The organism is Labrys sp. ALF-8 (genome assembly GCF_059699065.1).
In genome coordinates this window covers 4,119,290-4,134,198 of record NZ_AP048537.1, presented here as the reverse complement: position 1 = coordinate 4,134,198, position 14,909 = coordinate 4,119,290, and the positions used below count along the sequence as shown (strand labels likewise).

13 protein-coding genes are annotated in these 14,909 nt (G+C 64.6%); 4 read left to right on the top strand and 9 right to left on the bottom strand.

Annotated elements, in window-relative coordinates:
- Positions 1–85 precede the first annotated feature (85 nt).
- From AC6H34_RS18915 to AC6H34_RS18905, 3 genes are all read left to right on the top strand, one after another.
- Positions 86–1,246 (top strand): M20 aminoacylase family protein, encoded by a 1,161-nt coding sequence (locus AC6H34_RS18915; protein WP_448148371.1) that lies wholly within the window; start codon positions 86–88, stop codon positions 1,244–1,246.
- A gap of 113 nt (positions 1,247–1,359) precedes the next feature.
- Complete coding sequence (locus AC6H34_RS18910) at positions 1,360–3,441, top strand: prolyl oligopeptidase family serine peptidase (RefSeq protein ID WP_497539738.1); 2,082 nt, start codon at positions 1,360–1,362, stop codon at positions 3,439–3,441.
- Positions 3,442–3,538: 97 nt separating this feature from the next.
- Positions 3,539–4,504, top strand: coding sequence for a threo-3-hydroxy-L-aspartate ammonia-lyase (locus AC6H34_RS18905; RefSeq protein WP_497539737.1), 966 nt, complete (start codon positions 3,539–3,541; stop codon positions 4,502–4,504).
- Between the two features lie 38 nt (positions 4,505–4,542).
- Here AC6H34_RS18905 and AC6H34_RS18900 read toward each other — a convergent pair whose 3' ends face one another.
- The 8 genes from AC6H34_RS18900 to AC6H34_RS18865 form a co-directional block, all read right to left on the bottom strand.
- Complete coding sequence (locus tag AC6H34_RS18900) at positions 4,543–4,986, bottom strand: thioesterase domain-containing protein (protein ID WP_497539736.1); 444 nt, start codon at positions 4,984–4,986, stop codon at positions 4,543–4,545.
- Between the two features lie 42 nt (positions 4,987–5,028).
- Positions 5,029–6,273, bottom strand: a complete 1,245-nt coding sequence (locus AC6H34_RS18895) for a Zn-dependent hydrolase (protein ID WP_497539735.1) — start codon at positions 6,271–6,273, stop codon at positions 5,029–5,031.
- 27 nt (positions 6,274–6,300) lie between these two features.
- The gene (locus AC6H34_RS18890; RefSeq protein WP_497539734.1) at positions 6,301–6,900 is read right to left on the bottom strand and encodes a DUF1349 domain-containing protein; all 600 of its coding nucleotides are present in this window, start codon (positions 6,898–6,900) and stop codon (positions 6,301–6,303) included.
- Between the two features lie 94 nt (positions 6,901–6,994).
- Positions 6,995–8,449, bottom strand: a complete 1,455-nt coding sequence (gene hydA / locus AC6H34_RS18885) for a dihydropyrimidinase (RefSeq protein ID WP_497539733.1) — start codon at positions 8,447–8,449, stop codon at positions 6,995–6,997.
- A gap of 143 nt (positions 8,450–8,592) precedes the next feature.
- A complete protein-coding gene (locus tag AC6H34_RS18880; RefSeq protein ID WP_448148378.1) occupies positions 8,593–9,591 on the bottom strand; it encodes an ABC transporter substrate-binding protein in 999 nt (332 codons plus the stop codon).
- A gap of 32 nt (positions 9,592–9,623) precedes the next feature.
- Entirely contained in the window at positions 9,624–10,742 is a 1,119-nt protein-coding gene (locus AC6H34_RS18875; protein WP_497539732.1) for an ABC transporter permease, read from the bottom strand.
- Complete coding sequence (locus AC6H34_RS18870) at positions 10,739–11,614, bottom strand: ABC transporter permease (protein ID WP_448148380.1); 876 nt, start codon at positions 11,612–11,614, stop codon at positions 10,739–10,741. Before AC6H34_RS18870 ends, AC6H34_RS18875 begins: the two co-directional genes overlap by 4 nt.
- Before the next feature lie 43 nt (positions 11,615–11,657).
- A complete protein-coding gene (locus tag AC6H34_RS18865) occupies positions 11,658–12,494 on the bottom strand; it encodes an ABC transporter ATP-binding protein (RefSeq protein WP_497539731.1) in 837 nt (278 codons plus the stop codon).
- Positions 12,495–12,864: 370 nt separating this feature from the next.
- Between AC6H34_RS18865 and AC6H34_RS18860 the strand changes: the two genes are divergently transcribed.
- Positions 12,865–13,233: a hypothetical protein gene (locus AC6H34_RS18860; RefSeq protein ID WP_497539730.1), complete on the top strand. Its 369-nt coding sequence runs from the start codon at positions 12,865–12,867 to the stop codon at positions 13,231–13,233.
- Positions 13,234–13,286: 53 nt separating this feature from the next.
- Here AC6H34_RS18860 and AC6H34_RS18855 read toward each other — a convergent pair whose 3' ends face one another.
- Entirely contained in the window at positions 13,287–14,783 is a 1,497-nt protein-coding gene (locus tag AC6H34_RS18855) for a CoA-acylating methylmalonate-semialdehyde dehydrogenase (protein WP_497539729.1), read from the bottom strand.
- Positions 14,784–14,909: the final 126 nt, after the last annotated feature.

Genomic DNA, 14,909 nt, shown 5'->3' with positions numbered 1-14,909 from the left:
TCCTCATTGTCTGAAGGCATGCAAAACTGAGGCGTCTCTTGTCACCCGGCTTGGGGGCAGAAATCAATATTGGAACTGATAGCGCATGACGATTTCGGACAGCATCAAGGCTCTCGTTCCTGAGGTCACCGAGTGGCGACGGGATATACATCGCCATCCCGAACTGCAATATGACGTTCATCGCACCGCCGCGAAGGTAGCCGACCTGCTGCGAAAGTTCGGTTGCGACGAAGTGATCGAGGGTATCGGCAAGACCGGCGTCGTCGGCGTGATCAAGGGACGGCCCGGGCCGCGCGCCATCGGCATGCGCGCCGACATGGACGCCTTGCCCATCGAGGAAACCACCAATCTCGCCTATGCTTCGAGCGTACCCGGCAAGATGCACGCATGCGGCCACGACGGCCATACCGCGATGCTGCTCGGCGCCGCCAAGACACTGGCCAGCCAGCGCAACTTCACCGGCAATGCCGTCGTGATCTTCCAGCCCGCGGAGGAAGGCGGCGGCGGCGGCAAGGCGATGGTGGAAGATGGCCTTATGGAGCGTTTCGCCATCGAGGAAGTCTACGGCATGCACAACCTGCCGGGCCTGGCTCCCGGCCACTTCTCGATCTGTCACGGGCCGATCATGGCCTCCAGCGACGTCTTCGACATCGACGTGACCGGCAGGGGGGCGCACGCGGCCAAGCCCCATGAAGGCATCGACCCTGTGCTGGTCTCGGCCCACATCATCAGCGCCCTGCAGACCATCGTCTCGCGCAACACCGATCCGCTCAAGAGCGCCGTCGTCTCGGTGACGGCCATCCATGCGGGAGAGGCCTACAACATCATTCCCGCCAGCGTGCATATGCACGGCACCTGCCGGGCGCTCCTGCCGGAGATTCGCGACCTGCTCGAAAGGCGCGTGATCGAGGTGGCGGAACTGACCGCGCGGGCCTTCGGCGCCAGTGCGAGAGCCGTCTATTCGCGTCACTACCCCGTCACCCGCAACCACGCCTCGCAGACCAAGTTCTGCGGCGAAATCGCAAGGCGCGTGGCCGGCCACGACAATGTCGACATCGAGGCTCCGCCTATGATGGGCGCCGAGGATTTCTCCTACATGCTGGAAGAGCGCCCCGGCGCCTTCATCTTCATCGGCAACGGCGACAGCGCCGGCCTTCACAACGCCGCCTACGACTTCAACGATGCCATCATCCCCGCCGGCATCAGCTACTGGACGCATCTCGCCGAGACGAGGCTGGCTGGGTAGCGGCGGGCGCGGACGTCCCCGTCCGCACTTGCCCGTCGCAGAACGCGTCGTTCCCGGCATTCGCCGACATCCAGGAGCGGACGGGGACGTCCGCGCTCCAAGCAAGGCATCCCATGACAGCCCCTGATCCGCGTCCCACCCTCAACGCGCCCGACGACGATCCGCATCTGTGGCTCGAGGAGATCGAAGGCCCGACTGCCCTTGCATGGGTCAAGGAGCGCTCGCAGGCGACGCTCGCGCTTTTCGGCGATGGCGCCTTCGGCCGGGACCGCGACACGCTCACCGCGATTCTCGACCGGCCGGACAGGATTCCGAACATTACCCGGCGGGGACGCCATCTCTATAATTTCTGGCAGGACGCCGCGAATCCGCGTGGTGTCTGGCGCCGCACCACCTTCACCTCCTATGTCACGCCGGAGCCCGAATGGGAGGTGGTGCTCGACCTCGACGCCCTCGCCAGGACCGAGCGGGAGGACTGGGTCTGGGCCGGCTCGACAGTGGAGCCGGTCGAAAGGCAGCGGGCGATGCTGCGGCTTTCGCGCGGCGGCAGCGATGCGGTCGTCCACCGCGAATTCGACATCCAGACGAGGAGCTTCCCGGCGGGCGGCTTCCTCCTGCCCCAGGCAAAGGGCGGGGTCGCCTGGCTCGACCAGGATACACTGCTGATCTCCACCGCCCTGGGAGAAGGCATGGCGACGGCATCGGGCTATGCCCGCACCGTACGCCTGTGGCGCCGAGGCGCGGATCCGCTGACTGCGCCGGTGGTCTTCGAAACCCGGCGCGACTTCATGTCGGCCTGGGGCGGCGTTGACCGCACCGGCGGAGCGCCCCGGGTCTGGTACATGGAAAAGCCGGCATTCTTCGAGACGAATGGCTGGCTTGGCGATGCCACCGGCCCCAAGTCACGCATCGAACTGCCGCCCGACGCCCATTGGGATGTCTTCGGCGACTGGCTCGTGGTGAAGCTGCGCACCCCCTGGTCGCCGGCCGCCCGCACGTATGAGCCGGACGCGCTGCTCGGCATCGGCCTTTCCGCGTTCCAGGCAGGCAGTCGCAATTTCTCGATATTGTTCGAACCCGCCGCACGCCGCGTCCTCGAGGGATTCTTCTGGAACGACGGACAACTCGTCCTGTCCATCCTCGACAATCTCAAGCCCCGTTTCGAGATCGTGACGCCGTCGCCGGCCGACTGGCAGCACCATACGATCGGGACGCTGCCGGCGACGGGCGTGGTGCAGGTCTGGTCGCTGGACTCCGAGGACGCCGACACCAATGGCGAGGTGCTCGTGGCACTGCAGGACCCCATCACTCCGCCGCAGGTCTCGCTCATGGATGTGAGCCGGCCCGAGATGCTCGCAAGTCCCAGCGTGCTCAAGCGAGGGCCGGAGGTGTTCGATGCAGCGGGCCTCAGGGTGACGCAGCACGAGGCGATTTCGGTCGACGGTGAGAAGATACCCTATACCCAGGTGGGACCGTCGGCTGAGACCGGGGACGCACCGGTCCATATGACGGGCTATGGGGGCTTCGAGGTCACGCTGCAACCCACCTACGCGGCGTCCGTCGGCAAGCTGTGGCTGGAGCGGGGAGGCACGCATGTGATGGCCAATCTGCGCGGCGGCGGGGAGTTCGGCTCGCGCTGGCACGAGGCCGGCCGGCGGGAGGGCAAGTTCCTCTCGCACGAGGATTTCGCAGCCGTGGCCGCCGACCTCGTGCGCCGAGGTGTCAGCCGGCCGGGCCGCATCGCCGCCGAGGGCGGTTCGAACGGCGGCCTGCTGATCGCCAACATGCTCACGCGCCATCCGGAGAAATTCGGGGCGTTCTTCTGCACGATCCCGCTCGTCGACATGCGCCGCTACACCAGGCTGCTCGCCGGCGCGAGCTGGATCGATGAATATGGCGATCCCGACAAGCCCGATGACTGGGCCTTCCTGCAGAGGATATCGGCGTATCACACGGCGGGTCCCGGCGCCTATCCGCCAATCCTGCTAGCGACCACCCGCCGCGACGACCGCGTGCATCCCGGCCACGCCCGCAAGATGGCTGCCAAGCTCGAAAGCCTTGGCCACCGCGTGCACTTCTACGAACCCGAGGCCGGCGGACATGGCTACGGCAAGGACAACAGCGAACGCGCCTCCTTTATCGCGCTCGGCTACTCCTTCCTCCGGAAAGCAATCGGCTGGGAGGACGGAAGCTGAGCTTCTCGCAGTCGGGAAAGGAAGACGTCGCGTCCTTCGCCGACTGTGCTAACACCAATCGCCCGCCGGCCCTCCCCACCTTGCATCGTGAATCTCCATGACCAACCTCTCCCTGCCCACCTATGACGATGTCGTTGCCGCCGCAGAGCGCATCGGGCCCCACGCCCATCGCACACCCGTCATGTCCTCCCGTACCTTCAACGAGGAAATGGGCGCGGAGGTATTGTTCAAATGCGAGAACCTGCAGCGCATGGGCGCCTTCAAATTTCGGGGCGCCTTCAACGCACTTTCGCGCTTCGATGCCGAGCAGCGCCGCCACGGCGTGGTCGCCTTCTCGTCCGGAAACCACGCGCAGGCGATCGCCCTGTCGGCCCGCATGCTCGGTATTCCCGCGACCATCATCATGCCGCACGACGCGCCCAGGGCAAAGGTGGAAGCCACCAAGGGTTATGGGGGTAGCGTCGTCTTCTATGACCGGTACAGCGAGGATCGAGAGGCGATCGGACGCGAGTTTTCGCAAAAGCACGGCCTGACGCTCATCCCGCCCTACGACCATCCCGACGTGATTACCGGCCAGGGCACGGCCGCCAAGGAATTGTTCGAGGAGGTCGGCGAGCTGGATGCCTTTTTCGTCTGCCTCGGCGGTGGCGGCCTGCTGGCCGGCTCGGCGCTGGCCACGAGAGCACTCTCGCCTGGCTGCAAGCTCTATGGCGTGGAGCCCGAGGCCGGCAATGACGGCCAACAATCCTTTCGCAAGGGAGAAATCGTCAGGATCGCGACGCCGAAGACCATAGCCGACGGCGCCCAGACGCAATATCTTGGCAACTACACCTTCGGCATCATCAAGCGCGACGTCGACGATATCCTCACCGCGAGCGATGCCGAACTCGTCGATTGCATGCGCTTCGCCTTCTCGCGCATGAAGCTGGTGATCGAGCCGACAGGCTGCCTCGGCTTCGCCGCCGCCCGGGCAATGAAGGACCGCTTCAGGGGCAAGCGCGTCGGCGTGCTGGTCAGCGGGGGCAATGTCGACATCGAACGCTTCTGCGAACTGATGGGTTAGCCTGAGATCGCGGGAATGCCAGGGGCACCTGGCGCCATTCACCGCGCCAGGGCGGCGAAATCGCCCTTGAAGCGGGCCACGCATCGCCCGCCATATTCGATTTCGGCCATCACCGGGATGCGAGCCTTTCCCCGCCGCGCAAATGTTTCCAGCACGTGCGGCCAGTTGTCCGGCTCGACGAGGAAGGAACGGGCCGAGACATCGCCTTCGGCCGGTGCGAGGTAGTCCATGTGAACGGCACCGACGACCAGGCTGCAGTCGAGCCCCGCGTCCCGGAGCTTGAGATGCGCGAGCGACCATGCCGCGAGCGTGGCGAGGGTCGCCAGGCTGCCGCCGAAGAAGGTGCCGTGATGGTTGATGTTCGGCGCGAGCGGTGCGCCGAGGCGCACGGACTCGCCCGTGATGTCGAGAACGTGCACCTGCATGGCCCGTGTCAGCGGGATGTGGTCATGGAGGTCGGCTTCGAGTTCGGCGGGCTGCAAGGGGCACCTTCCCGGTAGCGCGGACAGCACGACGCTACCCGGCTATGCCGTCCTCCGGTCATGCTCGATCACGGCATTGAGCAGCACCTGCGCCCCGGCCGCGCATTCATCGAAGCTGGTCGATTCCGCTTCGTTGTGGCTGAGCCCGCCCTCGCATGGCACGAAGATCATCGTGGTGGGTGCGACGCGGGCAATGTAGGCCGCATCATGGCCGGCCCCCGAGACCATCTTGCGCTTGGCAAATCCTGCCTTTTCGGCACCATGTTCGACGCATTCGATCAGTTCGGGTGCGAACTTGACGGCGGGAGAGTTCCAGATGCGCTTCTCCTCATAGGCGAGCTTCATGGGCGGCAGGGCAGCTTCGAGAACGGCGCGGAATTCCCGCTCCATGACGTCCAGCGCCTCCTCGTCGGGATGGCGCAGATCAACCGTGAAGAAGACTTCGCCGGGCACCACGTTGCGGCTGTTGGGCTTGTTCTCGATCAGTCCGACGGTAGCGACGCCGGGCTGGTGCTTCTGGCCGATGGCATCGACCGCCTCGATGATGCGGGCCGCGCCCAGCAGGGCGTTCCTGCGCAGATACATCGGCGTCGCGCCGGTATGCGCATCCTGGCCGGTGACCGTGACCTCGTACCAGCGCATTCCCTGCACGCCGGTGACCACCCCGATCATCTTCTTCTCGTCCTCGAGAATCGGCCCCTGCTCGATATGCAGTTCGAACATGGCCTGGAACTTGTGGGATCCGGCCTTTTCCGTGCCGCGATAACCGATCCGCTCCAGTTCCTCCAGGAAGCTGATGCCATCCCGGTCCGCACGCTCATAGGCATATTGCGGCGTGAACACGCCGGCAAAGACGCCTGATGCCAGCATGGCCGGCGCGAAGCGCGAGCCTTCCTCGTTGGTCCAGTTGATGATTTCCACCGGCGCATTGGTCTCGTAGCCCTGCTCATGCAGGGTCCGCATGGCCTCCAGCGCTCCGAGAACGCCGAGGACGCCGTCGAACTTGCCACCCGTGGGCTGGGTGTCGAGATGGGAGCCCATGGCGATCGGAGGCAGGTCGTTGTTCCGGCCGGGACGCACCGCGAACATATTGCCGACTTCGTCCACCGTCACGGTGCAGCCCATGGCCTCGCATTGCGCCTTGAACCAATCACGCACCTTCTTGTCCTCATCCGAGAGGGTGAGGCGCCTGATGCCGCCCTTGGCCGTGCCACCGAACTTGGCGGTCTCCATCAGGCTGTCCCAAAGGCGCTGCGGGTTGATGTTGAGATTGGTCAGCATGATCAAGCCTTTCTGGAATGTGGAGCCGGGCGATCAGGAAAGATCGTGCAGCGCCTTGCCGCGGGGCGGCGTAAGTAGAAAATCGCTGAAGGAGACATGGAGGCCAGCCCTCTCCGGCGTGCAGCACATCGGGCCGACCTGATAGGACGCCGCCTCCGGAAAGGGGGCGAGCCGCATCAGCGGCCAATGTTTGCCGTCGGCGGAATACTGCAGCCGGAGCACGCCGTGGGAAACCGTGATCCGCATGCGGAAATCTGCGGGATCGCCGATGAAAGGGCCCGTCGCCCAGTCGGATCGGCCCGTCGTCAGCACGCTGCCGATCATCGGAGCGCCGTCGTTGTATTCGATGCCCGCCTTAAGCCAGGCCTCCTCGCCAAGCCGCACCATCAGCCCGGCCTGGTCGTAGAGCGTCTCGAAGCGGGCGCGCACCCGAACCTCGGCGGTGAAGGCGCCGGCACTGTCGAGGAAGAAAAAATGGCCGCTGTCGCGCGTGAAGCCATAGTGGGTTTGCCGCCAGAAATCGGTGGCCTCATTCGTCACGACATCGAGTACGCCCTTCTCGAGCGACCACGTCGCCGGTTCGTTCAACCAGCGTCCGAGGCGGAGGGAAGAAAGCTCGACATAGGTAGGCATTGCGGATCCGGATTGGCGTGCCGGTATGGGAACCGGCACGCAGTTGCAAATGCAGCCGTCAGGGGCCGGTCTGCAATCCGGCCCACCATTTCACCTACGGCGTCACTTCGATCCGCGACACGGGCCTGGGCTTGTTCAATTCCTTCCAGGTCGCGTTCGCCACTGCCGAGGCCGGGAAGGGATCGCGGGCGACGAAGGTACCGTCGCCCTTCTGAGCCCGGATCTCCTTATCCTTCCAGGCGATACGGCCACGCGAGAGCGTGACGATCGGCAGACCGGTGCATTCATAGCCCTCGAAGACATTGTACTCCACGCGGCTGAACTGGTTCCTGGCGCGGATGGTCTTCGTGGCAGCAGGGTCCCAGACCACGAGATCGGCGTCCGAGCCAACCGCGACGGCGCCCTTCTTCGGATAGATGTTGAGGATGCGGGCGATGTTGGTTGAGGTCACCGCGGCGAACTCCTCCTTGGTGAGGCGCCCCGTCTTCACGCCGGCCGTCCACAGCACCGGCATGCGGTCTTCCAGGCCGCCGGTCCCGTTGGGGATCTTGCGAAAATCGCCGAGCCCCATGCGTTTCTGCTCGGTGGTGAAGGCGCAGTGGTCGGTCGCCACCACCTGGAGCGAGCCCGAGGCGAGGCCGGCCCAGAGCGAATCCTGGTGCGACTTGTTGCGGAAGGGCGGCGACATCACGCGCTGGGCAGCGTGGTCCCAATCCTTGTTCTGATACTCGCTGTCGTCGAGCACGAGATGCTGGATCAGCGGCTCCCCGTAGACGCGCTTGCCCGCGGCGCGTGCCCGGGCAATGGCCTCGTGGCTGTCGCGGCAGGAGGTGTGCACAACGTAGAGCTGGCTGCCGGCCATGTCGGCGATCATGATGGCGCGGTTGGTCGCCTCTCCTTCGACCTCGGGGGGGCGCGAATAGGCATGCCCCTCCGGACCGGTCACGCCCTGGTCGATGTAGTGCTGCTGCAGGCGGAAGACGATGTCGCCGTTTTCGGCATGAACCAGCGGCAGGGCGCCAAGTCCGGCGCAGCGGCTGAAGGAGTGGAAGAGTTCGTCGTCATTCACCATCAGCGCGCCTTTATAGGCGAGGAAGTGCTTGAAGGTGTTGATGCCGTAGGTCTTCACCACGGTGTCCATCTCGTCGAACACCTGCTTGTCCCACCAGGTGACCGCCATGTGGAAGGAGTAGTCGGAGACCGCCTTCTCACTCTTGTGGCGCCATTCCTGATAGGCGGCGAGCAGCGACTGGCCGGGAGCGGGCAGGCAGAAATCCACCACCATGGTGGTGCCGCCGGAGAGGGCGGCGCGGGTGCCGGATTCGAAATCGTCGGCAGAGACCGTGCCCATGAAGGGCATTTCGAGATGGGTGTGCGGATCGATGCCCCCCGGCAGGATGAAGCAACCATCGGCGTCGATGATCTCGGCGCCCGCCGGCGCGGACAGTTTCGGGCCGATCGCCACGATGGTTTCACCGTCGATGAGAACATCGGCGGGCTTGGAAAAATCGTGGTTCACCACGATACCGCCACGGATCAGGATCGGCATGTTGTCCTCCGGAAATGAATAAACCCGGGTGCGCGGATATCCTGTCCGCCCTTGGAAACGCAGGGTTTCCCGCAAGATGCGGACAAGATGTCCGCGCACCCGGAGAAAACGCGGCGCCTGCACCAGGCGCCGCCAATGTCATGTCACAGCTTCTTCGCTGCGTCCGTCACCACGCTCGTCCAGGCGCCGACCGGCGGCTTGGTGATCACCGGAGCGTCGCCGCCGCCGGAGAGAAGCGTCTTGACGGTCGTCTCGGCGGCTGCCGGGTCGAGCGTGCCATCCGAGCCCTCGGTGAGCTTGTTCACCTCGCCGATCATATGCGTCTGATGCACTTCGGTCTGTGCGCCGGAAGCGTCGTTGTCGAGCACGATCTTGACCGCCTCGTCCGGATGCTCGCGGGCATAGTCCCAGCCCTTCATGGAAGCCTTGACGAACTTGGCCATGGTCTCGACGAACTTCGGATCCTTGAGGCGATCCTCGAGCACGTAGAGGCCATCCTCCAGGGTCGCGACGCCCTGATCCTCATATTTGAAGACGGTGAGGTCCTCCGGCTTCACGCCGGCCTCGATCACCTGCCAATATTCGTTGTAGGTCATGGTGGAGATGCAATCCGCCTGCTTCTGCAGAAGCGGATCGACATTGAAGCCCTGCTTGATGACCTTCACGCCTTCGGCGGAGCCGTCGGTCTTCAGGCCGAGCTTGGCCATCCAGGCCAGGAAGGGATACTCGTTCCCGTAGAACCACACGCCGAGCGTCTTGCCCTTGAAGTCGGCCGGCGACTTGATGCCCGTCTCATTGCGGCAGGTCAGTTCCAGACCCGAGCGCTTGAAGGGCTGGGCGACGTTGACCAGCGGCACGCCCTTCTCGCGGGCGGCGAGCGCGGCGGGCATCCAGTCCACGATCACGTCTGCCTGCTTGTTGGCGATCACGGTTTCGGGGGCGATATCGGGGCCGCCTGGCGCGACCGTGACATCAAGGCCGGCATCCTTGTAGAAACCCTTGTCCTTGGCGACGAGATAGCCCGCGAACTGGCCCTGCACCACCCATTTGAGCTGCAGCGTGACCTTGTCGGCCGCCTGTGCGGCCGTCATCGCGCCCAGGCCGACGGCAAAGGCAACGCCCGCCAAAAGTGCCTTCTTCATTCAGTCCACTCCTCTGTTGTCCTCGTCCTGCGTCATGCGCGCCGGTAAGAGGGATGCCAAAACGTCACGGCCCGTTCGACGAGCGCGATGATGCCATAGAAGATCGAGCCCGCCACCATGGCGACGGCGATCTCCGCCCAGACGATGTCGGTCTGCGACAATGCCGCCTGGGTGTTGATGCGAAAGCCCATGCCGATGGTCGGCCCGTCCAGATATTCAGCCACGATCGCACCGATCATCGCCAGGGTCGAATTGATCTTCAGGCCATTGAAGATGAAAGGCATGGCAGCGGGAAGACGAAGACGCGTCAACGTCGACCAATAGCTGGCGCCATAGGAGCGCATCAGGTCCTTTTCCAGATTGCCGCTGGCGGCAAGGCCAGCCACGGTGTTGACCAGCATCGGAAAGAAGGTCATGGCGATCACCACAGCCGTCTTTGACGGCCAGTCATAGGTGAACCACCAGATCATGATCGGCGCGATGCCGACGATGGGCAGGGCGGAAACCACGTTTCCGAGCGGCAGCAATCCCCGCCGCAGGAAGGGAATGCGGTCCGCCACAAGGGCCACGAGAAAGCCTGCTCCCGATCCCAGCAACCAGCCGAGCAGCGCCTCGTGCAGGAAGGTCCAGACGAAATCCCGCGCCAGCGTGTCGGCATATTGCCCGAGCGCCACGCCGATGGCCGACGGTGCCAGCAGGTTGATGGCGGGAATGCCGAAACCGAGGACGATCCACTCCCACAGGATGAGGAGCGTGAGGCCGAACAGGACCGGGGGCGCGAGATCCAGCCAGCGCGAGGACTTGTTCCAGCCGCCGCCGTTGGCGACTGTATCGACCATCATCCACGCTGCCAGCCACAGGCCGAGCGCCTTCAGCCAGAAGCCCCAGCCGGCGACGCCGGCCACACCCGGGGCATGGGCAACCACGGTCAGCGCCCCCGCTGCCAGCACGAGCACGACTAGCAGCGCCGCGAGCCATGGTCCGCTACGGCGCCCCAAGGCACCGGCAGCCAGGAAGAGCGCCGCCGCGAGATAGACCACGCCGACGAGGGCGACGGGAACCGGGGCACTGCCGTCCCCTGTCGCCAGCAGGGCGCTGACGGCGACGAGGAGACCGGCCACGAGCCAGCCGCGCGATTGGAAAGCCGTCATTCCTGCCCTCCCCGCACACCCATCGCGACCATCGTGCGCCGCTCGATGAGCGCGATGATGCTGATCAGGACAGCCGAAAGCAGTGCCGCCGTGAAGAGCGCGGCCCAGAGCACCAGGCGCAAATTATTGTATTGGTAGCCGGCCAGCAGGCGAGAGCCGAGGCCGCCCTGGGCGCCCGTCGGCATCTCGGCCACGATGGCGCCGACGATGCAGCCCGCGATAGCAATCTTCAGGCTCGCGAACAGGAAGGGCGTCGCCGCCGGCCAGCGCAGCTTCCAGAAGGTCTGCCATTTGGAGGCATCGTAGGTGCGCATCAGGTCGAGCTGCATCACGTCGGGCGAGGTCAGCCCCTTCACCATGCCGACGGTGACAGGGAAGAAGCACAGATAGGTGGCGATCAGCGCCTTGGGCACGATGATCGGCAGGCCGAGCTTGCCGAGAATGGCGTTGAGGAGCGGCACGAGAGCGAGGATCGGGATGGTCTGCGAGATGATCACCCAGGGCATCAGGCTCTTGTTCATCGAGCGGTAGTGCACGATCAGCACGGCCAGTACGATGCCGAGCACGGCGCCGAGAACGAAGCCCGACAGCGCCGAGGACAGCGTGATGAGCGCATGGTAGACGAGGCTGCGCCGTCCCAGGGGAGGCTCGAGGAAGATGCCCTGGAACATCGCCACGATGATCTGGTGGGGCGCCGCGAGCTTGCCGTCAGGCAGGTTGATCGAGGCGAGGAAGCGCTCCAGCAGGGAGTGGTTCGCCGCATCCGGCATGGCGCGCTGCAGCGCATCGGCGTTCATGGGCAGGCAGGCCAGGTACCAGACGGCGAAGATCGCCAGCACCACCACCGTCACCGGTCCGGTCTTGCCGGCCATCAGCCGGCTCCACAGCGAGGGTGCAGTGCGAAGGGGCAAGGCCTCAGTCGTCATAGGAATGCCCAGCCCTCAACCCGTCGCGCACGCGGTGCGCCACCTCGAGGAATTCCGGCGTCTCGCGGATGTCGAGCGTTCGATCGCGCGGGAAGTTGCAATCGATGATGTCGATGATACGGCCCGGTCGCGGCGACATCACTACGATCTTGGTGGAAAGATAGACTGCTTCCGGAATGGAATGGGTGACGAAGACCACCGTCTTTTCCGTGGTGCGCCAGAGGTTCAGGAGCTGGTCGTTGAGCTTGTCGCGGACGATTTCGTCCAGCGCCCCGAAGGGCTCGTCCATCAGCATCAGCTTGGGATCGAAGGAAAGCGCACGGGCGATGGAGGCGCGCTGCTGCATGCCGCCGGAAAGCTGCCAGGGAAACTTGTGCTCGAAGCCCTTCAGGTTGACGAGTTCGAGATTGCGCTGGGCGCGCTCCCTGCGCTCCGCGACGGGGAAGCCCATCACCTCGAGAGGCAGCATCACGTTACGCTCGATGGTGCGCCAGGGATAGAGAGCCGGAGCTTGGAAGACATAGCCGTAATGGCGTTCGAGGCGCGCTTGCTCAGGCGTGCGGCCATAGACCTGGATCGAGCCCGAAGTCTGGCGTTCCAGGTCGGCGATCACGCGCAGCAGCGTTGTCTTGCCACAGCCGGATGGGCCGATGAAGGAAACGAAATCCCCCTCGTTGACGGTGAGGTCGACCTTGGAAAGCGCATAGACGGGGCCGTCCCCGGTATCGAAGGTCAGCGACAGATCCTCGACCGAAATCACGGGCTTACCCGGTGCAGCCCGGCTCTCCACCGAACTTCCGTTTCGATCCTTGCCGTCAACCTGCATGCCTTCTTCGCCTCTGGTACGCTCGGGCAGTTACGGCGCGCCGCTCCACCCTTGACTGGCGCTTCGGCGGTGCAGATCACATCGCCTCGGCAGTGACGCTCCAGCAATGATCGTGCCACCCGGCCGATGCTTCTTCTATCTTATCTTATCGATCAGACGCCCCGGTTGGAACGCTTTCAATCGGCGAATTGAACCACCCTTCCTGGGAAAATGAAATGCGTCAGCGTGGCTATCCCGCCGAAATATTGACCGCGTGGACAAAAAATCGGCAGTCGCTTGCGAACTCGATGCACCCGCACGAGTTGCTTCTGCATTCGGCCGGCTGTTGATAGGGTCGGCCGCATTCGGAATCGTCCCCAGGAGTTCGCTCATGACCGCCAGCCTGCCAGCCTGGTCCTCCCCGGAAAACCTGACGCAAATGCTGAAAGCCGATGGCGAAGTCGAAATCGACGGCTGGTCGCCGCTCGTGATCACGGCCCTGACGGGCACCGCCTATCAGGGGCAGGCGATCGACACGGCCTGGGAGATATCGCTCGATGCCGGCGAAGCCCCCAACGGCGAAGATCTCGATGGCTATGGCTGGGAGGAGGAATTGGGGAAGGCCGTCGAGGCGGCGAACCCGGATCTCGCAAAGCGCTGCCACTGGGAATCGGAGATGTCGACCTTCGTCGTCTGGGTGGAAACCGAGCAGGACTGCCGGGCCCTGGCCGAAATCATCTGGAAGGCCGTCTCCACATGAGACGCCAGGCGCCCCCGGGGCCTTGCCGGCCCCAGGGCGCCTGACGTGCGATCTCAGTTCACGCTTGGGAAGTTCAGATTGACTCCCGAGCGGATGCCCGTCGGCCAGCGCGAGGTGACGGTCTTCAGCCGGGTGTAGAAGCGCACGCCTTCCATGCCGTAGATCGAGTGATCGCCGAAGATCGACCGTTTCCAACCGCCGAACGAATGGAACGCGACGGGCACGGGCAGAGGCACGTTGATGCCGACCATGCCAACCTCGATACTGTCGGCGAAAGCGCGGGCGGCATCGCCGTCGCGGGTGAAGATGGCGGTGCCGTTGCCATATTCGTGCTCGTTGATCAGCTTGGTGGCATGGCCGTAATCGGCGGCGCGCACCATGGAGAGCACAGGCCCGAAGATCTCCTCCTTGTAGATCGACATGCTCTCGGTAACCCTGTCGAACAGGGTGGGACCGACGAAATAGCCGTTCTCATAGCCCTGGAGCTTGAGGCCGCGGCCGTCGACCACGAGGTCGGCGCCTTCCTTCACGCCGGCATCGATATAACCGAGCACCTTCTGCTGGTGCTGGCTGGTGACGAGCGGTCCCATTTCGGCCTGCGGATCGGAGGCGGGGCCGATCTTCAGCTTCTGGATGCGAGGCAGCAGGCGATCCACGAGGGCGTCCGCGGTCTTGTCGCCGATCGGCACGGCGACCGAGATCGCCATGCAGCGTTCGCCGGCGGAACCGTAGGCAGCCGATACCAGGGCGTCGGCGGCCTGTTCCATGTCGGCGTCCGGCATGACGACCATATGGTTCTTCGCCCCGCCGAGAGCCTGGCAGCGCTTTCCATTGGCGGCGGCGGTGGAATAGATGTACTGGGCGATCGGTGTCGAGCCGACGAAGCTGATGGCCTTTACGTCTGGGTGGTGCAGCAGCGCATCCACCGCCACCTTGTCGCCGTTGACGACATTGATGACACCTTCGGGAATACCCGCTTCGACCAGCAGGCCCGCGACCAGCAGTGCGGCGGAAGGATCGCGCTCCGAGGGCTTGAGCACGAATGTATTGCCGGCGGCGATCGCCACCGGATACATCCACAGCGGCACCATCGCCGGAAAGTTGAACGGCGTAATGCCGGCGACGACCCCGAGCGGCTGGCGATCGTTGTAGGTGTCGATGGCCGGGCCGACATTGCGGCTGAACTCGCCCGCGAGCAGGTGGGGAATGCCGCAGGCGAACTCCACCACTTCGAGGCCGCGCTGAACTTCGCCCAGGGCATCGGAATGGGTCTTGCCATGCTCCGCCGAAATCGCCCTTGCGACCTTGTCGGCATTGGCTTCCAGCAATTCCTTGAACTTGAACATGTAGCGGGCGCGCTTCAGCGGCGCCGTGGCGGACCAGGCGGGGAATGCCTTCTTCGCCGCCTGCACGGCGACATCGACGTCGGCCACGGAAGACAGGCCGAGTTCGCCGCTCTGTTCACCGGTGGCGGGATTGAACACGGGTGCAAAGCGTCCGCTGGTGACCTCGACGGCCTTGCCGGCAATGAGATTGTGGATGCGGGACATGGGGTTTCCTCTTTGTGGGGTCGTCCCATACGCGATGCGGCATGGATGAAGCATCGCGTACGGAACCGCGGGCGGAAAAGGCGCCCTTATGAGCGACCGGTCCCGGATCTGCGCCGCACCGTTTCG